22 protein-coding genes are annotated in these 22179 nt (G+C 62.9%); 7 read left to right on the forward strand and 15 right to left on the reverse strand.

The window, feature by feature from the left end:
* The first annotated feature begins 28 nt into the window (after positions 1-28).
* Both ACO07D_RS06025 and ACO07D_RS06030 read left to right on the forward strand, forming a co-directional pair.
* Positions 29-637, forward strand: coding sequence for a TetR/AcrR family transcriptional regulator (locus ACO07D_RS06025; RefSeq protein WP_421702046.1), 609 nt, complete (start codon positions 29-31; stop codon positions 635-637).
* Between the two features lie 166 nt (positions 638-803).
* Positions 804-2243 carry an aldehyde dehydrogenase family protein gene (locus ACO07D_RS06030; RefSeq protein ID WP_421702047.1) on the forward strand — a complete coding sequence of 480 codons (1440 nt, stop codon included), beginning with the start codon at positions 804-806 and terminating at the stop codon, positions 2241-2243.
* 69 nt (positions 2244-2312) lie between these two features.
* On the opposite strand, the gene ACO07D_RS06035 is transcribed toward ACO07D_RS06030, so the two are convergent.
* The 13 genes from ACO07D_RS06035 to ACO07D_RS06095 all read right to left on the reverse strand — a co-directional run bounded on the left by ACO07D_RS06035 (position 2313) and on the right by ACO07D_RS06095 (position 16636).
* Positions 2313-2969 (reverse strand): peroxiredoxin, encoded by a 657-nt coding sequence (locus ACO07D_RS06035; RefSeq protein ID WP_421702048.1) that lies wholly within the window; start codon positions 2967-2969, stop codon positions 2313-2315.
* Positions 2970-3061: 92 nt separating this feature from the next.
* On the reverse strand, positions 3062-4189 hold the full coding sequence (locus ACO07D_RS06040; protein ID WP_421702049.1) for a beta-ketoacyl-ACP synthase III: 1128 nt from the start codon (positions 4187-4189) through the stop codon (positions 3062-3064).
* A gap of 93 nt (positions 4190-4282) precedes the next feature.
* The gene (locus tag ACO07D_RS06045; RefSeq protein WP_421702050.1) at positions 4283-4927 is read right to left on the reverse strand and encodes an RluA family pseudouridine synthase; all 645 of its coding nucleotides are present in this window, start codon (positions 4925-4927) and stop codon (positions 4283-4285) included.
* A 39-nt stretch (positions 4928-4966) separates the two neighbouring features.
* Positions 4967-5869 (reverse strand): EamA family transporter RarD, encoded by a 903-nt coding sequence (gene rarD, locus ACO07D_RS06050; RefSeq protein WP_421702051.1) that lies wholly within the window; start codon positions 5867-5869, stop codon positions 4967-4969.
* Between the two features lie 116 nt (positions 5870-5985).
* Positions 5986-7107, reverse strand: a complete 1122-nt coding sequence (locus tag ACO07D_RS06055; protein WP_421702052.1) for a GGDEF domain-containing protein — start codon at positions 7105-7107, stop codon at positions 5986-5988.
* A 102-nt stretch (positions 7108-7209) separates the two neighbouring features.
* Positions 7210-9660, reverse strand: coding sequence for a GcvT family protein (locus ACO07D_RS06060; protein WP_421702053.1), 2451 nt, complete (start codon positions 9658-9660; stop codon positions 7210-7212).
* A 122-nt stretch (positions 9661-9782) separates the two neighbouring features.
* Positions 9783-10757 carry a GlxA family transcriptional regulator gene (locus ACO07D_RS06065; RefSeq protein ID WP_421702054.1) on the reverse strand — a complete coding sequence of 325 codons (975 nt, stop codon included), beginning with the start codon at positions 10755-10757 and terminating at the stop codon, positions 9783-9785.
* 249 nt (positions 10758-11006) lie between these two features.
* A complete protein-coding gene (locus ACO07D_RS06070; protein WP_421702055.1) occupies positions 11007-13454 on the reverse strand; it encodes a GcvT family protein in 2448 nt (815 codons plus the stop codon).
* A gap of 10 nt (positions 13455-13464) precedes the next feature.
* Positions 13465-13854, reverse strand: coding sequence for a GFA family protein (locus ACO07D_RS06075; RefSeq protein ID WP_421702056.1), 390 nt, complete (start codon positions 13852-13854; stop codon positions 13465-13467).
* A gap of 10 nt (positions 13855-13864) precedes the next feature.
* Positions 13865-14233, reverse strand: coding sequence for a GFA family protein (locus tag ACO07D_RS06080; protein ID WP_421702057.1), 369 nt, complete (start codon positions 14231-14233; stop codon positions 13865-13867).
* A 10-nt stretch (positions 14234-14243) separates the two neighbouring features.
* Complete coding sequence (locus ACO07D_RS06085) at positions 14244-14816, reverse strand: helix-turn-helix domain-containing protein (RefSeq protein WP_421702058.1); 573 nt, start codon at positions 14814-14816, stop codon at positions 14244-14246.
* Between the two features lie 114 nt (positions 14817-14930).
* Positions 14931-15383 (reverse strand): GAF domain-containing protein, encoded by a 453-nt coding sequence (locus ACO07D_RS06090; RefSeq protein ID WP_421702059.1) that lies wholly within the window; start codon positions 15381-15383, stop codon positions 14931-14933.
* A 74-nt stretch (positions 15384-15457) separates the two neighbouring features.
* Positions 15458-16636, reverse strand: coding sequence for a thiolase family protein (locus ACO07D_RS06095; RefSeq protein ID WP_421702060.1), 1179 nt, complete (start codon positions 16634-16636; stop codon positions 15458-15460).
* A gap of 102 nt (positions 16637-16738) precedes the next feature.
* Between ACO07D_RS06095 and ACO07D_RS06100 the strand changes: the two genes are divergently transcribed.
* From ACO07D_RS06100 to ACO07D_RS06110, 3 genes are all read left to right on the forward strand, one after another.
* Positions 16739-17086, forward strand: a complete 348-nt coding sequence (locus ACO07D_RS06100; RefSeq protein WP_421702061.1) for an STAS domain-containing protein — start codon at positions 16739-16741, stop codon at positions 17084-17086.
* 13 nt (positions 17087-17099) lie between these two features.
* Positions 17100-17588 (forward strand): ATP-binding protein, encoded by a 489-nt coding sequence (locus ACO07D_RS06105; protein ID WP_421702062.1) that lies wholly within the window; start codon positions 17100-17102, stop codon positions 17586-17588.
* A 306-nt stretch (positions 17589-17894) separates the two neighbouring features.
* Positions 17895-19478: a gamma-glutamyltransferase family protein gene (locus ACO07D_RS06110; RefSeq protein WP_421702063.1), complete on the forward strand. Its 1584-nt coding sequence runs from the start codon at positions 17895-17897 to the stop codon at positions 19476-19478.
* Positions 19479-19514: 36 nt separating this feature from the next.
* Here the strand turns inward: ACO07D_RS06110 and hspQ are convergent, their stop codons facing one another.
* Positions 19515-19841, reverse strand: a complete 327-nt coding sequence (hspQ, locus tag ACO07D_RS06115) for a heat shock protein HspQ (RefSeq protein WP_421702064.1) — start codon at positions 19839-19841, stop codon at positions 19515-19517.
* 83 nt (positions 19842-19924) lie between these two features.
* Between hspQ and ACO07D_RS06120 the strand changes: the two genes are divergently transcribed.
* Positions 19925-20806 (forward strand): AEC family transporter, encoded by an 882-nt coding sequence (locus ACO07D_RS06120; RefSeq protein WP_421702065.1) that lies wholly within the window; start codon positions 19925-19927, stop codon positions 20804-20806.
* Between the two features lie 62 nt (positions 20807-20868).
* Positions 20869-21453, forward strand: a complete 585-nt coding sequence (locus ACO07D_RS06125) for a lytic transglycosylase (RefSeq protein ID WP_421702066.1) — start codon at positions 20869-20871, stop codon at positions 21451-21453.
* A 21-nt stretch (positions 21454-21474) separates the two neighbouring features.
* On the opposite strand, the gene ACO07D_RS06130 is transcribed toward ACO07D_RS06125, so the two are convergent.
* The gene (locus ACO07D_RS06130; RefSeq protein ID WP_421702067.1) at positions 21475-22092 is read right to left on the reverse strand and encodes a LolA family protein; all 618 of its coding nucleotides are present in this window, start codon (positions 22090-22092) and stop codon (positions 21475-21477) included.
* Between the last annotated feature and the right edge of the window lie 87 nt (positions 22093-22179).

The following is a 22179-nucleotide window of genomic DNA, read 5'->3' on the forward strand; positions in this document are numbered from 1 at the left end:
GATTCTGTCAACAGGTTTGGAGGCCCCCGTGAAATCGGACAAACGCGAAATACGACAGCAGCAGATCGAAACCGCCGCCTATGAGGTATTGGAACAAAAGGGCTTTGCCGGGGCCTCAATGCTGGCCATTGCCAAGGCGGCAAAGGCCTCGAACGAGACGCTTTATCGCTGGTATGGGGACAAGATCGGACTGTTTTCCGCCCTGGTTGAAGGCAATGCGGCAGAGGTCCGCCAAATGCTGGAAACCGGCTTGGAGGCACAGGCGGACCCGATGCAGATCCTAGAGGATTTCGCGCCTGCCCTGCTGACGCTATTGCTGGGGGACCGCGCAATTGCGCTGAACCGGGCGGCTGCGGCGGACAGTACCGGAGCGCTGGGGCAGGCGATTTCCCGGTCCGGGCGCGAAGCCATTGCGCCTCTGATCTCCCAAGTGCTCGAACAGGCGCGCGCGGACGGGGTCCTGGACTTTGACATCCCCCAGGACGCAGTGTCCCTGTTTCTGGACCTGCTGGTCGGGGATCAACAGATCCGGCGCGCCATCGGCCAGACCAAATGTCCCACACCAGATGAAATTGCTCGACGCGCCACCCGGGCACTGTCGCATTTCCGCCTGCTTCTGTCGCCTACCGACCGGTAATCTGCCAGAGCACCGAACGGACCGGGACGCCGAAATTGGTCCGCCGACCAATCCAATAATTGGCCATTTCCACCAGCACGATTTTTTGATCATATCCCCCGGAAGCTTGCTTGCACCTACCGAATCCCGGTGACAGAGTGCCGCCAAATCCGAACCGGAGTGAGACATGATCGAGAAACGCGACTTCTACATCAACGGTGCTTGGGTAGCCCCCACCGTCCCGAATGACTTCCCCGTCATCAACCCTTCGACCGAGGAAGCCTTCGCCACCATTTCGCTGGGCGGCCAGGCTGACACGGACGCGGCGGTCGCAGCGGCCAAGGCGGCGTTCACGACCTGGGGTGTGAGCTCCAAGGCGGACCGGCTGGAAGTGCTGCAGAACATCGCCGAGGAATACGCCAAGCGCGGTGAAGACCTGGCCCAGGCGATGAGCCAGGAAATGGGCGCGCCGATCAGCCTGGCGCGCGCCAATCAGGTCGGCGCCGGTGCCTATCACATCAAGAACTTCATCCGCGCCTTCGAAGGGTTCGAGTTCGACAAGATGCTGGGCGCCCATGCCCCGAACGACCGCATCCTCTACGAACCCATCGGAGTCTGCGCCCTGATCACGCCGTGGAACTGGCCAATGAACCAGGTCTCGTTGAAGGTCATTGCCGCACTCGCGGCGGGCTCCACCATGGTTCTGAAACCGTCGGAAATCTCGCCTCTATCTTCGGTCGTCTGGTCCGAGATCATGCATGACGCGGGTGTGCCTGCGGGCGTCTACAACATGGTCAACGGCGATGGCGTCGGCGTCGGCACGCAGCTGTCGACCCACCCGGACGTGGACATGGTCAGCTTTACCGGCTCAACCCGCGCCGGCATCGCGATCTCAAAGGCCGCCGCCGACACGCTGAAACGCGTGAGCCTGGAGCTGGGCGGCAAGGGGGCCAACATCCTCTTTGCCGACGCGGACGAGAAAGCCGTGAAACGCGGCGTGCTGCACATGATGCAGAACACCGGGCAAAGCTGTAACGCCCCCTCGCGCATGCTGGTGCAGCGCGAGATCTACGACCAGTCGGTCGAAGCCGCACGCGAGATTGCCGAAGGCGTCGGCGTCGGTCCGGCCAGCGAGGAAGGCCGCCATATCGGCCCGGTCGTGTCCGAGCTTCAATGGGGCAAGATCCAGGATCTGATCCAGAAAGGCATCGACGAGGGCGCCCGCCTGGTCGCCGGCGGCACCGGCCGTCCCGAAGGTCTGAACAAGGGCTATTTCGTCAAACCGACCGTCTTTGCCGACGTGACCAACCAGATGACCATCGCCCGCGAGGAAATCTTCGGCCCGGTCCTGTCGATGATCCCCTTCGACACCGAAGAGGAAGCCATCGAGATCGCCAATGACACGGTCTATGGCCTGACCAATTACGTGCAGACCCAGGATGGCAAGCGCGCCAACCGCGTGGCCCGCGCCCTGCGCTCGGGCATGGTCGAAGTGAACGGCCAGGGCCGTGCAGCTGGTGCGCCGTTTGGCGGTTACAAACAGTCCGGCAACGGCCGCGAAGGTGGCGTATTTGGCATCGAGGATTTCTTGGAGATCAAGGCCGCCTCGGGCTGGTTCAACGGCTGATCCCACCTGCCGGAATTATGAAAGGGCTCGCGACACGCGGGCCCTTTCGGTTTTCTTCCTCTGCATTGGTCAGCCCGGCTGAGGCACCACGCGCAAATAGGGCAGCACCGCATCAAAGTCGCCATGCTGCGCCCGCGCATCATCGTCGGACACCGCCGGGACGACAATCACGTCATCGCCGCTGGTCCAGTTTGCGGGCGTGGAGACCTTGTGATCCCAGGTGAGCTGCACCGAGTCGATCACGCGCAGCAACTCGTCAAAGTTCCGACCCGTGGTCATCGGGTAGGACAGCTGAAGTTTGATCTTCTTGTCGGGGCCGATCAGGAAGACGGTGCGGACGGTCTGGTTGTCCATCGCCGTGCGCCCCTCGAAACTGTCGCCGGCCTCGGCCCCAAGCATGTCATAGAGCTTGGCCACCGACAGCTCGGGGTCGCCGATCATGGGGTAGTTGACCGATTGGCCGGTGGCCTTTTTGATGTCTTCCTTCCACCGCAGGTGATCCTCGACCGGGTCCACCGAAATGCCGATGATCTTGCAGTTACGCTTGTCGAACTCGCCCTTGATCCCCGCCATCATGCCCAGTTCGGTCGTGCAAACGGGGGTGAAATCCTTGGGGTGGGAAAACACCACCGCCCACCCGTCGCCAATCCAATCGTGAAAAGAGATCGGGCCTTCCGTGGTGTCGGCCGTGAAATCCGGGGCAGTATCGTTGATCCTGAGTGCCATAGTTTCGTCCTCCCTCACTTGATCCTGTGAGGGGCATTTTAGCACAGTCGGAAAGGGCGCCAAAATCGCCCCAAAGACAAGCAGGGGAGAGCCTAGGCCCGTTTCACCAGCACCGAGCCCACCGAATACCCGGCACCAAAGGAACAGATCACGCCCAGATCCCCCGGCGTCAGGTCAGCGGAATACTTGTCGAAGGCGATGATCGACCCGGCCGAGGAGGTGTTGGCATAGTCCTGCAGGATATTGGGCTGCTCGCCTTCCTCGGGCACACGGCCCAGAACCTTCTTGCCGATGAAATCGTTCATCGTCTTGTTGGCCTGGTGCAGCCACAGGCGTTTCAGCTGGTCGGGCGCCACGCCTTCCTCGGCCATATGGCCAAGGATGTGTTTCGACACGATCGGCAGCACCTCCTTGAACACCTTGCGGCCGTTCTGCATGAACTGCATGTCGCGCCGATCCGGCAGGGCGCCGGTGCCTTCCCGCGTGCGGCGCAGGAAACCGTTGTTGTTGCGGATATTGTTTGAGAACTGCGTCAGGCAACGGGTCGAGAGGATCTCGAAGTGATCACCCTGTGCGTCTTCCTTACGCTCGATCAGCGTGGCGGTGGCCACGTCGCCAAAGATGAAATGGCAGTCCCGGTCGCGCCATTCCAGGTGGGCCGAACAGATCTCGGGATTGACCACCAGCGCCTTTTTAACCGAGCCCGACCGCACCATGTCCGCCGCCGCCTGGATGCCAAAGGTGGCCGAGCTACAGGCCACGTTCATGTCAAATCCGAACCCGCCCGCGCCCAGCGCCTGCTGGATCTCGACCGCAATGGCCGGATAGGCGCGTTCATGGTTCGAGGCGGCACAGATCACCAGATCGACCTCGCTGGCGTCCACCCCGGCCTGAGCCAGCGCTTTGCGACAGGCATCCACGCCCATGTCCGTCATGATACCCGGGGCGTCATCCGCCCGCTCCGCCAGCGCCGGATACATGCGATCCGGGTCCAGCACGCCGGACTTGTCCATCACGAAACGCTGCTTGATCCCCGAGGCCGAGACGATGAACTCCTCGCTCGAATGACCGATCGGCTCCACCTCGCCCGCCGCGATGGCCTCGGCGTTCAGGGCGTTCTGCTTGTCGGCATAGGCGTTGAAGGCCTCGACCAGTTCGGCATTGGTAACGACCTGGTCCGGGGTAAAGACTCCGGTGCCGGAGATGACGGGTGTGAACATGCGAAGTCCCTTGTTTACAGGTTCCCCGCAGTCAAACAGGTCACCGTGGGAAGGGCAAGGCGCCGGGGCGCGGTTGACGTTTGGGCAGGCGCCTCAAAACGGGCATTTCGCCTTGAAGGTCATGCCCCGCCCGCCATCCGGGTGGCGCAGGCGCAGGCTCTCTGCATGCAGCATCAGACGCGGAGCGTCCAACGCGGGGCCGGTGGCGTAGAAGGGATCGCCCAGGATCGGATGGCCAAGCTCCAACATATGCACGCGGAGCTGGTGGCTGCGACCAGTTTGCGGGAACAGGCGCATGCGGGTCTCATTGTCGCCACGCTTGGCGACTTTCCAATCAGTCACGGCGGGTTTGCCGTTCTCATGATCCACATGCTGGCGCGGGCGATTGGGCCAGTCGACGATCAGGGGCAGGTCCACGGTGCCTTCGCCCCCTTCGACCTCGCCATAAACCCGCGCGATGTACACCTTCTTCACCTGCCGCTTCTCGAACTGTAGGCCCAGGTGCCGCTGTGCATGGGGCGTCATGGCAAAGACCATCACGCCGGAGGTGTCACGATCCAGACGGTGCACCAGCAGCGCCTCGGGAAAGACCGCCTGGATGCGGGAGATCAGGCAGTCGGCCAGGTGCTCGCCCCGTCCCGGCACGGACAGGAGCCCCGAGGGCTTGTTCACGACCAGAAGCTCGTGGTCCTGGTGCAGGATGTCGAGCGGCGTATCAGGGGGGCAATAGGCGTCCATGGGGCGCGAGATAGCGGGCTGGCGCCGCAGGGGCAAGGCTCAGGTCGCGCGGCGCACCTGTTTGACCATCGACCAGCTGTAGATCACCAGCGCAGCCCAGATCATCGGGAAGGCAATCGCCTGTGCGCCGCCGAAAGGTTCGCCAAAGACGAAGACAGCAGTGAGGAAGATCATCGTCGGCGCGATATATTGCAGGATGCCCACAGTCGACAGGCGCAAGAGCTTGGCACCATTGGCGTAGATGATCAGCGGCACTGCGGTGACCAACCCGCACCCCACCAGCATCCAGGTGTCAAAAACGGAGCCGCCGAAATGGCTCTGCCCGTTTGCCACCAGCCAGGCCAGATAGACCAGCGCCGGGCCGGTCAGGATCAGCACCTCCAGCATGAAACCCTGGTTCGGCCCGATCGGCAGCTGTTTCTTGGCCAGCGCGTAGAAGCCCCAGCTGAACATCAGCGCAATGGCGGGCCAGGGCAGCGATCCAGCCTCGAAGGTCAGAACCGCCACGGCGCCAATGGCCAGAGCAATGGCAGCCATTTGCGCGCGGGTCAGACGCTCGCCCAGCAGCACCGCCCCCAGGAAGATCGAAAAGAGCGGATTGATGTAGTACCCAAGGGCGGCATCCAGCGCCCGGTCCACGGCAATCGCCCAGACATAGATGCCCCAGTTGACCGAAATCAGCGCCGCCGTCACGCAGCCCATTGCCAGGGTACGCGGCGAACGCAGCGCGGTCGCCAAGTCGCGGGTCCGTCCCAAGACGATCAGCAGCACACCGGCCACGGGCACGGACCAGAGCACCCGGTGCACCACCACCTCGGGCGCGGGAATATGCGCCAGCGCCTTCATGTAAAGCGGCAGGAATCCCCAAAGGACATAGGCGGTGACGGCAAAGGCCAGCCCCTGCGGCGTATCCTGGTTCTGTACGGTCCGTGGTGTCTTCATGGCGCTGTTATGGCAGCATTTCACGCGTTCAGAAGTGCCATGCGCGACACATGTCATGAAGATTTGTGATGCCAGATATCAGCGTCCGGATTGCGTCGCTACACCAGCGCGCGCACCTATGCGCCGGGCAGCTGGCTGCGCTGGAACACAATGGTCTCACCTTCTTCCGGTTCCTCACGCGAGGGCCCCACAAGGTCCTCTGCGTGCAATGCCCCATCCGCAATCGCGATGAGCTCGTCCAGCGAAGGGTAACTGCCCTGCCCCGCCGAGGCGATGCCATAGCGCGCGGTCAGGAGCAGGCCTTCGACCTCGGGCAGCCGCGCCGACAGGGCCTCGCCAAACCCCTGCGCCCCATCCGCATCGGTGCGGGGCAAAAGGACCCAGAAGTCGTCGCCCGCATGCCGCGCGGCAATGCCATCATCGCCCAGCAGCTCCGCAACCACAGCACCGACCTGGGCCAGGATGCGGTCCCCCGCCTGGTGCCCCAGCGCCTCATTCACCCGTTTGAACCGGTCCAGGTCGACAAAGACAAAGGACACGGCGGTGCCCCCACGCTTGGCCTTGTCACAGGCGTCTTTGGCCAGCTCCAGAAAATGGCGGCGATTGAAAAGCCCGGTCAGCTCATCGATCTGTGTCATGCGCCGGATTTCAGCCGAACGCTCGCGCACGATGCGTTCCAGCCGTTCGGAATGGTTCAGCACCTCGTCTCGGGCCAGTTCGACCTCGTTCACCAGCCCCTGGATATAGGTGTCCAACACCAGGCCAAGGTCGAACAGCATCAACTTGGTCAGCGCCCCGCAAGAGGGCTCATAGCCGTAGCTTTCCGTCAGGACCGTCGTCACGTGATGCTCCAACCGGTGCATCGAGGCGACATAGGTCTTCGGCGGCACGCCAATGCGGGCATGGACCTTGCCGATGCGCAGGCGCGAGTTCACGTAATCCGCATCGTAATTGCCGCTGAACAGCCGGATCACATAGCCGCGCATGGAGGCCCTGAGCCGTTTCAGCGTATCCGCATCGCCGATGATCGCCTGGATCTGGGTAAACTCGGTCTGTTGGAGATAGAAATCCTCGATCAGCCCCTCGGCACATTCGCGAATGGCCTGATCGAACCCGGCCAGGATCTGCTCATGCGCGGGCGTCAGGCCCAGCATGCGCTTGCGCTCCGCCACTTCCGCATCGGTGATGCGCATGTGTTCGGCCAGCGTGAAATCGGTCAGGTTGGTATCGTGTTTCATTGCGCCCCCAAAGGCCCGGTTAATCCTTGGCGGGGGCACACCCACCCGCGCTTGGGGCGAGGGTAGGTGCTTGAGGTTAACAAACCCTTCCGGGCGGTGGGGTCACGCCTTGGCGCGTTCGCCCTTCGGATCATACATCGGCTTCAGCGAAGCCTCGGCCTTCACCCGGGTGCCGGCCACGTCGATTTCATAGGTCGAGGCCAGCACATCCGCCGGTTTCTCACCCTTGCAGGGCACGTAGCCCATGCCCATGGCGCCGCCCAGGTGGTGGCCGTAGTTGCCTGAGGACAGGTAACCGACGATCTCGCCGTCACGAATGATCGGCTCGTTGTGGTACAGCAGCGGCTCCGGGTCGGTCAGCTTGAACTGCACCATACGGTTTTCCAGCCCTGTTTCCTTCTTCGCCAGCACCGCGTCGCGGCCGATGAAGTTGGGCTTGTCGGTCTTCACCGCAAAGCCCAGACCGGCCTCCAGAACGTGATCCTCGGCGGTAATGTCATGGCCGAAGTGCCTAAAGCCTTTCTCGATCCGGCAACTGTCCATCATGTGCATGCCGCAAAGCTTCAGCCCCATGTCCTGGCCTGCCTCGAACAGGGTTTCGAACATGTGCCCTGCCATGTCGGAGGAAGCATAGAGCTCCCAGCCCAGCTCGCCCACGTAAGTGACGCGGTGCGCGCGGGCCAGGCCCATGCCCAGCTCGATCTCCTGCGCGGTGCCGAAGGGGTTCACGGCGTTGGAGAAATCAGCCGGGCTGACCGCTTCCAGCAGCTTGCGCGCGTTGGGGCCCATGACGGCCAGCACGCCCTCGCCCGCCGTCACGTCGGTAATGACGACGCGGAAGTCGCCCTTGTGGCGCTCCATCCAGGTCTGATCCGCCAGACGCGTGGCGGCCGGGGTGACGACCAGATAGGCGGTTTCGGTCAGACGGGTTACGGTTACATCCGCTTCGATCCCGGCGCGGGAGTTCAGGAACTGGGTATAGACGATCTTGCCATTCGGCACCGAATAGTCGCCGCCGCCGATGTAGTTCAAAAACGCCTCGGCATCCGGGCCTTCAACACGGATCTTGCCGAAGGAGGACATGTCATACATGCCGACGTTTTCGCGCACGGCGCGGTGTTCAGCGGCGGAGTTTTCGAACCAGTTCGGGCGGCCCCAGGTGTATTCGTACTCGGCCTTCTGGCCGTGATTGGCAAACCAGTTGGCGCGTTCCCAACCGGCGATTTCACCGAAGACGCCGCCCTGTTCCTTCAGGTGGTGGTGGAAGGGCGTGCGCCGCACACCACGCGCGGTGGCCTTCTGGCGGAACGGGAAGTGGTCGGCATAGAGCAGGCCCAGCGTTTCCTTGGAGCGTTCGTAGAGGTAGGTCTTGTTGCCCTGGAACGGCTGCATGCGGCTGATGTCCACATCGCCCAGGTCAAAAGGCTTTTCGCCATCATCCATCCACTGCGCCAACGCCTGACCGGCGCCGCCCGCCGACTGGATGCCGATCGAGTTGAAGCCGGCGGCGACCCAGACATTGTCCATCTCGGGCGCGAGGCCCAGGTGGTAGGCATCATCGGGTGTGAATGACTCAGGCCCGTTGAAGAAGGTGTGAATCCCCGCTTCCGCCAGCATCGGCATGCGGTTGCAGGCGGCTTCCAGGATCGGTTCGAAATGGTCGAAATCCTCGGGCAGCTGGTCGAATTCGAACGTGTCGGGAATCCCGTTCATCGCCCAGGGCTTGGCGTTGGGTTCAAAGGCGCCCAGCAGGATTTTCCCTGCGTCTTCCTTGTAATAGGCGCATTCGTCCGGCACGCGCAGCACCGGCATCTGGGTCAAGCCCTGGATGTTCTCGGTCACGATATAGAAGTGCTCGCAGGCATGCAGCGGCACGTTGGTGCCCATCATGCGACCGACCTCGTGGCCCCACATGCCTGCGGTGTTGACGATGTGGTCGCAGGTGATGTGGCCCTGTTCGGACCCGTCGTCCGAGACCCAATCCACCCCGGTCACACGCCGGTCGGCCTTGGCCACGCCGGTAACCTTGATACGTTCCTTGACCACCGCGCCGTTCTGCCGCGCGCCCTTGGCCAGCGCCAGCGCGATGTTCGCCGGGTCGCCCTGCCCGTCCAGGGGCAGATAGACGCCGCCGGTCACGTCGTCGATGTTCAGGTGCTCATACTTCGCCTTTACCTCGGCGGGCGAGATTTCCTCGACCTCGACACCAAAGGCGCGGGCCATGGCGGCCTGACGGTGCAGCTCTTCGAGCCGCTCACCGGTCAAGGCCGCGGTGATCGAGCCGCAGCGCTTGAAGCCGGTGGCAACGCCGGTTTCAGCCTCAAGGTTGCCATAGAGCTCCTGCGAGTATTTCGCGAGCTTGGTCATGTTCGCCGTGGCGCGCAGCTGGGCGATCAACCCGGCGGCGTGCCAGGTGGTGCCGGAGGTCAGCTGCTTGCGCTCCAGCAGGACCACGTCGGTCCAGCCCTGTTTCGCCAGGTGATAGGCGACCGAACAGCCGATGACTCCGCCGCCGACAATGACGACGCGGGCGTGGGTGGGAAGATCAGCCATGGGGCGCTCCTATGGATAGTGGTGAGTGTGATCGTGGTCCGTGGACGCGGGAACGGTGGCACGGCTCAGGCGTCATGATATCGCGAAAAGCGGCAGATATCCCCCGAATCCGGGCAAAAGCGTCAGCCGTGACGGGTTCTTTGGGCGCGTACCTGCTGCGGGGTGGTGCCGAACATCGCCTTAAATGGGCCGGAAAACCCGCCCAGGAAACCGCAGGCGATGCCAATCTCTTGGATCGACATGGAGGTGTTCAGAAGCAGGTTGTTGGCCTTGTTCAGACGAAGCGCGCGGTAGAACTGGTGTGGCGTGGTGCCCAAGCGCTGCTTGAACTTGCGTTCGAGCGAGCGGTTCGACAGGCCCAGCAGCGCTACCAGTTCGTGGATCGGAATGGGCTCCTCGGTATTGGCCTGCATCAGCTCGATCGCCGCATCAAGGTCGCGATCGCCGGTGGCGTTCACCGTGGGGCCACCAATCGGTTGCTGGGTGGCAAAGTCACGAATGCGGTCATGCAGCAGGACGCCTGCCACCGCCATGACCTTGGCGGTCGGCACGTGACGGGTCAGCAGAGACAGGATCAGGTCGACGGTCGCCCCCATCCCGGCGCAAGTCAGGATCGCGCCATCCTCGACCGCCAGGGCAAACTTCGGGTCGAAGCTGACCGGTGTTTCGCCCAGGACGGTGGAGTTCTCCCAATGGGTGGTGTGCGGGCTGTCGGGGGTGGTTTCGGCGATATGGCGACTGGCGGCCTCGGCCAGCAGCACGACCTTGGCGCCGCGATGGGTATAGCGGCGGATGATGTCCTGCACCGACAGGCCGGGCGCGGCCGGGTCGGTATTGCCGATCACGACCAGGTAATCGGCGTCGGGTTTTTCCGGCACCGGGTCCGTGTCCAAGTCGATCCCCGCCCGGCAGGCGATGCGCCCGCCATGGCGGCTGAGGTAGCGGAACGAGACTCCGTCCTGCAGGGTGACCCGGTTCAGGATGCGAATGGGCTCCGCCACACCGGCCAGCTCCATCAGGACGAAACCGTCGCTGACGAGGATGTCGAAGCGGATCGTGTCTGCCGCCGTTGTGGCGTGGCGCAGCGGTTGGTTCATCGTGCCTATCCCCTGTTTGCCCTGCAAGCCGGGCGGCACCCGAGCCTGCGAGGGCGGTCGTAAGGGTGGAAAGACGCGATGTCGGTGACACAAGCGTGACGATCACGCAGGATGCAACGTTGCAAAGCGCCCTCCCGTGGGGAGGGTCGGGCGCCGCCCGGCTTTCAGCCGTGCGTGGGAGTACCACTCCCCAAACGCCCACCCCAAGTCAGGTGCCGCCCCACCGCGCGGGGCGACGCCCTTTTCACATCAAGCCCGGATACGGGCGTTTTCCGGATCCCAAAGCGGTTGGTCTTCCTGCACCACCGCCTTGCACTTCTCGCCGTAGATCTCGACCTCCAGCTCGGTGCCCGGCACGGCCAGTTCCGCACGGACCATGCCCAGGGCGATCGACTTGTTCACCCGGTAGCCCCAGCCGCCCGAGGTCGTCTCGCCGACGATCTCATTACCCGACCAGACACAGGACATATAGGGCGCATCGGCATCACCCGCTTCGACCAGCAGGGTGACGAAGCTCTTCGCGACGCCCTGCTGTTTCTCAGCCAAGATCGCGGCTTTGCCCGGGAAGTCCTGCGGCTTGTCGAGCTTGACGAAACGCTCCAGCCCGCCTTCCAGCATCGAATAATCCGTGGACAGGTCGCCCTTCCAAGCGCGATAGCCCTTCTCCAGGCGCAAGCTATTCAGCGCATACATGCCAAAAGGCTTGGCACCGGCACCGGTGATGGCGTCGTAGATCGTCGGCATGTGCGCGTTCAGCGCATGGACTTCCCAGCCCAGTTCCCCGGCGAAGGAAACACGCACCAGATGCGCGGGCTGACCGGCGACGGTGGCCGACTGATGGGTCAGCCAGCCGGTGGTCAGATCCGCATCGGTCAGACCCGACAGGATCTCACGCGACGCAGGGCCGGTGACGATCAGCGTATCGCGGGTGGTGGTCACATCCTCGACGGTCACACCCTTGGGCATGGCGTTCACCAGGATGTCGCGGTCATGCCACTGCGCGGTGGCAGCGGTGATCATGACAAACTCATCCTCGCCCAGGCGCATGCAGGACATTTCCGTCAGGATGCGGCCGCGGTGTTCGGCGACATAGACCAAGTTCATGCGGCCGACCTTGGGCAGGCCCCCGGTGACCAGACCCCGCAGCGCCTCAGCCGCACCTTCACCCTTGACCATGAAGCGCGAGAAGCCGGGCAGGTCCAGAACTCCGCAGTGATCGCGCACCGCTTCGCATTCTTCCTTGATGCGTTGCTCCCACGGGCCCGAACGTCCCCAGGTGTGGGTGGCTTCCAGCGAAGTGTCATCGCCTTCCTGCGCGAACCAGTTGGCGCGTTCCCAACCGTTATAGGCGCCCATGACGCCACCCGCAGCGATGACCTTGTCATGCACCGGCGACAGTTTCTTGTCGCGCGCCGCGGGCCATTCGTGATGCGGGAAGTGCATGGCATATTCGTTGCCGTAGACTTCCATGCCCTTCTTATTGCAGTAATCCTGGTCGGTGTAGTCGGTGTAACGGCGCGGATCGACGGCCCACATGTCCCACTCGGTCGCGCCATCGACGATCCATTCGGCCATCACCTTGCCAGCCCCGCCGCCCTGGGCGATGCCGAAGGTAAAGACGCAGGCCTCGAAGGCGTTTTTCACACCTGGCATCGGCCCCATCAGCGGCAGCCCGTCGGGTGCATAAGGGATCGGGCCGTTGATCACGCTGGACACGCCCGAGCTTTCCATCAGCGGCACGCGGGCCATGGCGTCGACGACGATATCTTCGATCCGATCCAGATCTTCCTGCCACAGCTGGAAGCTGAAATCCTCGGGCATGGCGTCTTCGGCATCCACCCAATGCGCCTTGCAGTTGGGTTCATAGGGGCCGAGGTTATAGCCGTGTTTCTCCTGACGCAGGTAATAGGAGACATCCACGTCGCGGATCAGGGGAAGCTTGCCGCCGTGTTCCTTCGACCAGGCCTCGATCTCGGGGATCTGCTCGGTCAGCAGGTACTGGTGCTCCATCACCATCATCGGCACGGTGCGCCCGCCATAGGGCTTGAACATCTCGCCAACCCGCTGGGCATAGTAGCCCGCCGCGTTGACCACGTAGTCGCATTCGATGTCACCCTTGTCGGTGTGCACGATCCAGCTGTCGTCTTCCTTCTGGGTGACACCGGTGGCCGGGCAGAAGCGGATGATCTTCTGGCCCATGTCGCGCGCGCCCTTGGCCAGGGCCTGGGTCACCTGCGCCGGGTCGATGTCACCGTCCGAGGGATCCCAGAGCACGCCGACCAGGTCGTGGGTCTCCAGGAACGGATAGCGTTCCTTGGCCTGTTCCGGGGTCCAGATCTCCATCTCGATGCCCTGGTAGCGGCCCATCGAGCAGGCACGCTCGAACTCCTGCATGCGCTCCTTGGTGTGGGCCAGGCGGATCGAACCGGTCTGGTGGTAGTTCATCGGATAGTCGACTTCCTCACCCAGACGGGAATAGAGCTCGGTCGAATAGCGCTGCATGTTCATGATCGACCAGGAGGTCGAGAAGGTCGGTACGTTCCCGGCCGCGTGCCAGGTCGAGCCCGCGGTCAGCTCGTTCTTTTCAAGCAGCACACAGTCGGTCCAGCCCTTCTTGGCCAGGTGATAAAGGGTCGAGGCGCCGACGACGCCGCCGCCGATAATGACCACGCGGGCCTTGGTTGGAAAATCAGACATGGTCTCTCCCTTAGTCGTAGTGTTCGAATTGCGGAGCGGCGCAGGAGATGTCGTAGTAATCCCCCTTGTCCGCGACAAAGATATGCTTGCCGGTTTTCAGGCCGGTAGGCTGGTGAAGGGTTCCAGCGCCGATGGCTGTACGATTCTTGCCAAAGACATCAAAAAACAGGCTAGAGCCGCATTCCTGACAGAATCCGCGGCGTGCGATCTCCGAGGATGTGAACCATTTCAGCCCATCGCTGCGGATCAGCGTAATGCTGTCCGCCGGCACCGACACTGAAGCCCAAGCATGGCCGCTGGTACGCAAGCACTGGCCGCAATGGCAGATGGTCACATCACGGGGGGCTGCCTCGGCCTCATAGGCCACCGCACCGCATTCACAGGATCCTTTGTACTTCATGCCCGTCTCCTCAGTCCTTTTGCGGCACGCCGTCCGCAATTTCGTAGTAGTCGCCCTTGTCGGCGACAAAGATGTGCTTGCTCAGCGTCAGGCCGGTGGGGCCGTTGACTGAACCAAGCGAAAAGCTGATGGTGTCTTCGTCATGGGCCTTCCAGAACAGGAAGGAACCGCAGCGCGGACAGATCCCGCGTTTGGCCGTGTCGCTGGAGGCGAACCAGCTGACCGGACCAGTGATGGTGAGGTCAGCTTCGGGCACATAGGCCGAGGACCAGATACCGCCCGATTGCTTGCGGCACTGGCCGCAATGGCACATCGAAGCGCCCTGAGGTGTGGCATCGGTTTCAAAGGAAACGGCACCGCAAAGACAATCACCTTTCATTCCGTCCTCCTCAGTAGACCGGCGGCGCGATCACCCAGATCGCCACGGCCGGTTCGTCATAGGGGTTGGCCCATTGATAGGGCTCATGCTTGATGCGGAAACTGTCGCCGGGGCCAACTGTGAAGTGACGCCCGCCGATCTCCAGATCCAGCTTTCCGGAAACCATGTAGCCCACCTCCTGTGTCGGGCGGTTGGCCGGTTTCTGCATCGCCGAGCGGGGCGCGAAGGTGGAGTGCACCATCTCGAAATCATCGGTCAGGTCGGGCGACAGCAGTTCTTCGATCAACCCTTCTTCGCCCGCGCCCATCGGCCGCCGCGTGCCCGCACGAACCACGTAGCCCTGTTCGTCCGCAGGGGCAGAGTTGTGGGCGAAGAGGAAGGACATGGGCACGCCCAGCGCGCCCGCGATTTCACGCAGGTCCGAGATCGAGGGTTCGGACTTGTCGCGCTCCACCTGACTGAGCCAGCCGACCGAGCGGTTCAGGGTCTCGGCTAGGTCGGTCAGGGTCAGCCCGCGCGACTTGCGCAGCGCACGAATGTCGGCGCCAAGCGTCTTGGTGCTGTTCGGATTGCTGTGCAGCATTCGGGCCCCCAGATGAAAATGTGCGTGAAATTTTCACGCGTTTTTTCATGAATGGCGGCAAAGGGTGATTCGCGGCAAGCGAAAAACTCGCCGCAGAGCAGCATGACAGGGGTGTCAGCGGGAGAAAGTGGCCGTGAGAATGGAGGCAAGCTCCGAGGCGTCTTCCCCGGTGAACGCATCCGGCTGGTCGCTGTCGATGTCCAGCACCGCGATCAGTTCGCCGAGCTTGTTCCACACGGGCAGGACAATCTCAGACCGGGTCGAGCTGGCACAGGCAATGTGGCCAGGGAAGGCGTCAACATCAGCGACCAGCTGCACCTCGCCGGTTCGCGCCGCCGCGCCGCAGACCCCGCGCGAGAACGGGATGACCAGGCAGCCGTGGCCGCCCTGGTAGGGGCCGATCTTTAGCAGTTCCGGCGCAACCACACGGTAGAAGCCGGTCCAGTCGAACCTGTCATCCGAATGGTGGATTTCACAGGCCAAGGTGGCCATCAGGGCGACCTCGTCGCTCTCGCCATCAGTCAAGGCGGCGATCTGCTTGGCCAGGTCAGAGTAGTTCACACGCATCTCGGCGCTCCTTGAAAGCGGAAGACCGGGGCTTTGCCCCGGACCCCAAGGTACTTGCGGCAAGAAAAGCGGGATCAGACCCGCTCGATCGCGATGGCCGTGCCTTCGCCCCCGCCGATGCAAATGGCGGCCACACCGCGTTTCAGCCCGCGTTTCTCCAGCGCATTCAACAGCGTGACCATAATCCGCGTGCCCGAGGCGCCGATCGGGTGGCCCAGCGCGCAGGCGCCGCCGTTGACGTTCACCTTGTCCCGCTCCAGGCCCATTTCCCGCATAAAGGCCATGGGCACGACGGCAAAGGCCTCGTTCACTTCCCACAGATCCACGTCGTCCTTGTCCCACCCGAGCTTGTCCAGGAGCTTCTGCGCGGCGGGCACCGGCGCGGTGGTGAACAGGCCAGGCGCCTGGGCGTGGCTGGCGTGACCCAGAATGCGGGCGCGCACGGTCAGACCCTTTTCCTTCGCGGCCTCCTCCGAGGCGATCACCAGCGCCGCGGCGCCGTCCGAGATAGACGAACTGTTGGCTGCGGTCACCGTGCCCTCCTTGCGGAAGGCGGGCTTCAGCGTCGGGATCTTGTCGGGGCGAGCATTTCCGGGCTGCTCATCCTCGCCCACCACCACGTCGCCCTTGCGGGTCTTCAGCGTGACCGGGGCGATTTCGCCCTCGAAGGCGCCGGTCTTCTGTGCTTCCAACGCGTTGGACAGCGATTTCAGCGCATATTCGTCCTGCGCTTCGCGGGTGAACTGGAAGCTTTCGGCGCAATCCTCGGCGAATGTCCCCATCAGGCGGCCCTTGTCATAGGCATCCTCAAGCCCGTCCAGGAACATGTGGTCGACCACCGCACCATGGCCGATCCGCGCGCCCGCACGCATCTTCGGCAGCACATAGGGCGCTTCGGTCATGCTTTCCATGCCGCCCGCGACCATCACATCGGTGTCACCCAGTGCCACCTGGTCATAGGCGATCATGGCGGTTTTCATGCCCGACCCACACATCTTGTTCAGCGTCGTGGCGGGGACCTCTTCGCCCAGACCGGCGGCAAATCCTGCCTGGCGCGCGGGAGCCTGGCCTTGACCAGCAGGCAGCACGCAACCCATCAGCAACTCCTGGATATCCGCAACGTCGGCACCTGAGTTTTCCAGCGCGGCCTTGATCGCGGCACCGCCCAGTTCCGAGGCCGTTACCCCGGAAAACGCGCCCTGAAAGCCTCCCATCGGCGTGCGCGCCGCCCCTGCAATCACGACATTCTTCATGGCTTTCTCCTAAACTCCCGAAATTCCGACCCACGCTTACCGAATGGTAACGATACACGTCTAGCCTCATTTCCGAAGATGCCCTCGGGAAGGAGAAAAACCGTGCAGCTTGATTATACTGACACCAAGGACATGCGGCTCATCACCGTCGGCGAAGGCCGGATCGATGCCGCCGTGGCGATTACCTTCAAGGACCGGATGCGCGAGTTGTGCGAAGATGGGCCGGATCGGATCGTGCTGGACATGGCGCAGGTCGGCTTCATCGACAGTTCGGGTCTGGGTGCCGTCGTCGCCTCGATGAAACAGGTCGGCAAGGAAAAGGTCCTGGAACTGGCGGGGCTGAGCCCGACCGTGAAGAAGGTTTTCCAACTGACCCGCATGGACACTGTCTTTACCATTCACGCGAGTGCGGCGAGCGTCCTGGGCGGCGACGTGGCAAATGCGTCCTGAAAGGTTCGCTTTCATGGGCCACGCACGTGACCTGCATCGGGAGGGCATGATGGCGCAGATGCAACGGGTGCATCTGGTATTTCCCGGCAATCAGCTGTCCGTGCGCAAGGCTCTGAAGAGCTGCATGCAAGGACTGGCCCATCTGGAGATGGGCCAGGACGACAAAGCCTCGGTCGAACTGGTGCTGGCCGAAGTACTGAACAACGTGGTCGAACACGCATATCAGGAACGCGACATCGGCGTGATCGAGCTGGACGTTGTGCGTCGCGGCGATGAACTGGACGTCAAGATCCTTGATGACGGCGTACCGATGCCCGGGGGTGAGATGCCGATGGGGCTACCGCATGATCTGGATGCGCTTGGGGAACAGGACCTGCCCGAGGGCGGATTCGGCTGGTTCCTGATCCGAGAGCTTACCCAGAACCTGACCTATCGCCGCGATGGCAGCCGGAACCATCTGAGTTTCCGTATCGAACTGAAGGGCGACCAACTGCCCAACTGACCCAATTTATGTGCGAGTATCGGCACGTCCCATCCTGGGGCGTGCTTTTGCATTCTGCGCAGATCCAACCGGGCTCCGTTCGGGAATGCCGCGAAATTGCCCCATTGAGTCCCCAGACCGGCCCGAAACACGAGTCATAACAGGGCTGTAGCTGCATAGGCTTCCCTCGGTGTCGCGTTGAACAGCCCCCACCCAGTGCGCGGCACCGAGGCTTCTTCCCGCAGTCCCCTCCCCACATGGTTGCAGAATTCGCCAAGGTGCCTAGGCTCGTGCCCGAACACAGGGTCCGATCAGAAGGAGAGCCCCATGCGCGATTTCCACCTGCCCGGCCGCTCGGCCGTCTACGTCACGCGGGGCATCTGTGCCACCTCGCATCCACTGGCTGCCCAGACTGCAGTCGGGATACTGCAGGATGGTGGCAACGCGGTGGATGCGGCGATTGCGGCAGCAGCGGTGCTCGGAATCGCCGAGCCGCAGATGACCGGACTGGCGGGTGACTGCTTTGTGTTGCTGAAACCAGCGGATGAGGATCGGGTCATCGGTCTGAACGGCTCGGGTCGTGCTCCGGCTGGGTTGGACCCGGACCGGTTGCGCGCCGAAGGGAACAAGGCCATGCCGATTCGCGATGTGCGCGCGGTAACGCTGCCCGGCGCCGTGGATGCGTTTTGCCATTTACACGAGACCTACGGCAACCTGGAGTTGGCGCAAGTGCTCTCCCCGGCGATCCGCTATGGCGAAGAAGGCATTCCGGTTGCCCCCCGCGTGGCTTTCGATTGGGCTATCTCGGCCCGCGACGGGCATTTGAGTGGGCGAGCAAAGGCGTTGCACCTGAAGAACGGGACATCGCCCTATGCCGCAGGCGACCTCTTTCACGCGCCGGGTCAGGCCGAAGTGTTGCGCCGCATCGCCCAGCAGGGCCGCACCGGGTTCTACGAGGGCGAGGTGGCCGAGGACCTGATCTCCAGCCTGCGCGCGATGGGGGGCTGTCACACGCTGGACGACCTCGCCGCCACGCGCTGTACGGACTCCACGCCGGTCTCGGGGGCCTACAAGGGGGTCGAGCTGATCGAGCACCCGCCCAATGGCCAGGGCGCGACGGCCATCCTATTGAATAACATCCTGGCCCATTTCGACCCGGTCCCACCTCTGTCTGCTGCCCGGGTACACCTGGAAGCCGAGGCCGCAAAACTCGCCTATGACGCGCGGAACCGCTTCATCGCAGACCCGGATCACACCGCCCGGCTGGAACATATGCTGGCTCCGGAAACGGCGGCAAAACTGGCCGCCCTGATTGATCCGAAGCGGGCCATGGCGACCCCTGCGCCGCTGACGGAGGCGGTACACAAGGACACGGTCTACCTGACCGTGGTGGACCGCGACCTGATGGCGGCCAGCCTGATCTATTCGATTTACCACAGTTTCGGCTCGGGCCTGGCCTCGGACAAGTTCGGCCTGCTGTTCCAGAACCGCGGCGCCGGGTTCAACCTGACCCCGGGCCACCCGAACGAGGCGGGCGGCGGCAAACGGCCGATGCACACCATCATCCCGGGCATGCTGGCCGAGAGTGGCAGGATTACCACCAGTTTCGGCGTCATGGGCGGCGCCTATCAGCCGGTGGGGCATTCGCGCTTCATGACGAACATGGTCGACCACGGCATGGAGCTTCAGGAGGCCTTGGACGCCCCGCGCAGTTTTGCAGACGGCGGTGTATTGAAGATGGAACGCAGCTATCCCGATGCGGTACAGGCCGAACTTGCCGAGATGGGACACCAGATTGAAGTGCCCGAGGGCCCGCTGGGCGGCGGGCAGGCGATCCATATCGACCACGCGCGCGGCCTGTTGGTCGGCGCATCGGACCCACGCAAGGACGGCTGCGCCCTGGGGTTCTGAGGGGATCAAACTGTCTAAAATGCGCCCCGCCGGGCGTCAGTTCATCTGGAATTCCAGCGGGTAATGCCCGTCTTCGAATTCACCGAACAGGTCTGGCAGATCGGGGTGGCTGACCGGCTCACCGGAGTAATCCGCGACCAGGTTCTGTTCAGAGACATAGGCCACGTAATAGGACTGATCGTTCTCCGCCAGCAGGTGGTAGAAAGGCTGATCCTTGGCCGGGCGCGCCTCTTCGGGAATGGCTTGATACCATTCCTCGGTGTTAGAGAACATCGCGTCCACATCAAACACAACCCCGCGAAACGGGTGTTTGCGGTGACGGACAACCTGTCCCAAAGCGTATTTTGCGCGTGTTTTCAGCATGGTTTTACAGCCCCTTAACAATTAATACTCCGGGCAGAGCAGGCTTGTCCATGTGGCCGGGCCAAGTATTTGGGAAACAGTTTGTGAACCTTGTTCTGACAGTGTTGGAGATCACCGCCCCGGTTTTCCTGTTGGCGGGCATCGGATTTGCCTGGGTGAAACTGGGGTTTGAGTACCGGATCCAGTTCATCACGCGCCTGGCGATGACCCTGTCCGTGCCTGCGCTGATCTTTACCGCGCTGATGAAGACCGAGGTCGATCCGGCCGCCCTGACCGCCGTTTCTCTGGCCGCCTTGGCCGCCTATGCGCTGGTTACGGTGATCAGTTACGTTGTGCTGAGGTTGGCCGGGCTGAACATGCGCACCTATCTGAACCCGATCATCTTCGGAAATACCGGCAACCTGGGACTGCCCCTGGCCCTGTTTGCTTTTGGGGATGAAGGCTTGGGCTTTGCCGTGGTGGTTTTTGCGGTGATGGCCATCGGCAGTTTCACTTTCGGACTCTGGCTAGTGTCGGGCGGCGGATCACTGTTGAAGGTGCTGAAGGAGCCCATCGTCGGCGCCACCGTGCTGGGCGCCGTGTTCCTGTGGCAGGGCTGGCAGACCCCGCGGTTCCTGACCAATACGCTGGAGCTTCTGGGGCAACTTGCGATTCCGATGATGCTGTTGACCCTGGGCGTGGCCATTGCGCGACTGCATCCGGGCGCGGTGTCGCGGGCGGTGTGGCTGAGCGCACTGAAGGTGGTGATCTGCGTGGCCGCAGCCTGGGGCGTGGGCCTGTGGTTCGGCCTGACCGGCGTGGCCTTCGGCGTGCTGGTGGTTCAGATTGCGACGCCCGTCGCCGTCACCTCATACCTGTTGGCCGAGAAATACGGCGCGGATGCAGATGCGGTGGCCGGGCTGGTCGTCGTCTCGACCCTGCTGTCGGTGGCCGCACTTCCGCTCATCCTCGCTTTTGTGATCTGAACCGGGGTTCCTTCGCCACGCTCGCTGCGGTAGAATACCCACAAAACAAAAGCGAGGGGCAGATGAGCAGACTTCTTCGCGCATGCATCGTCATTCTTCTGGTGGCTTCCTGTTCCGGCGGGGGCAGCAAGGCACCACGCAATCTGGACAACGCGTGCAGCATCGTGAAACAGCGGCCGACCTACCTGAAGGCCATGAAACGTACCCAACGCAAATGGGGGGTGCCCGTGCATGTGCAGATGGCGATCATCCACCAGGAATCGAAATTCATCGGCGACAACCGCACACCGGTGAAATACGTGCTGGGCGTGCTGCCGATGGGACGGCAAAGCTCGGCCTATGGCTATGCCCAGGCGCTGGATGCGACCTGGAAGGAATACCAGCGCGCCGAAGGGGGCCGTGGCGCCAAGCGTGATGATATCCGCGACGCAACGGATTTCATGGGCTGGTACATGACACAAAGTTACGAGGAACTGGGCATCCCGCTGTCGGATGCGCGCAACCAGTACCTGGCCTATCACGACGGGCGCGGCGGGTATGCACGCGGCACCTACCGGTCGAAACCTTGGCTGTTGAACGTGGCCAATCGGGTGGCTGAACGGGCCGAAACCTACCGGGTGCAGCTCGCAAACTGCTCGCGCCGCTGAGGCGCGGGCCCAGAGCTTGGATCATTCCCCCAGACGTTTGCGCGTCTCGGTGGGGATGGAGAACATGGCGCTGCCCAGCTCGACATCACGGTCAAAATCTCCCAGGATCACCTTGGTCTGATCCCCGGCCCCATCCGTGATGATCCACTGGCGCAGCGTCACCGGTTCATGTGAAAAAAACAGGCGGATCGTGCCATATTCCGGGTTCTTGGGGTCCTGGGCGGTGATCGTGGTCATACCATCCTCTTCCCCATGCCCCACCACCATCCGCGCCTGGCTGAGGTCAATGCGGCGTGCCAGGATCAGGTTCAGCGGCGTGCGTCTCAGCGGGTATTGCGTGGGGCCGGCGTTCGATTTCGGATCGAAGATCGCCACCTGCTGCCCCCCCGCCATGACCAATGCATCGACCGGCGGGTCATATTCGAACCGCGCGCGGCCGGGGCGTTTGATGAAAACGGTGCCGGTGGATTGCGAGCCATCCGCATTGACCTGCACGAACCGCGTCTGCGCGGATTTGATCGCATTCAGGTAGGTCGAGATTTCAGCCATCGAGAGCTTCTCGGCAGCGGCGGGTAGGGCAGACGCCGCGAACACGGCGGCAGACAGGACGGCGGGCAGGGCAATGCGAAACAGTTTCATATCTTCCACATAGTCGCTGCCGCGCCGCTTGGCACCCCCCTGGCCCTCACAAGGCAGAGACCCGCCGAAGAGTGCCAGAAATTCCTG

Origin of the sequence: Aliiroseovarius sp. (genome assembly GCF_965228805.1) — a bacterium.
Classification (GTDB): Bacteria; Pseudomonadota; Alphaproteobacteria; order Rhodobacterales; family Rhodobacteraceae; genus JASBTN01.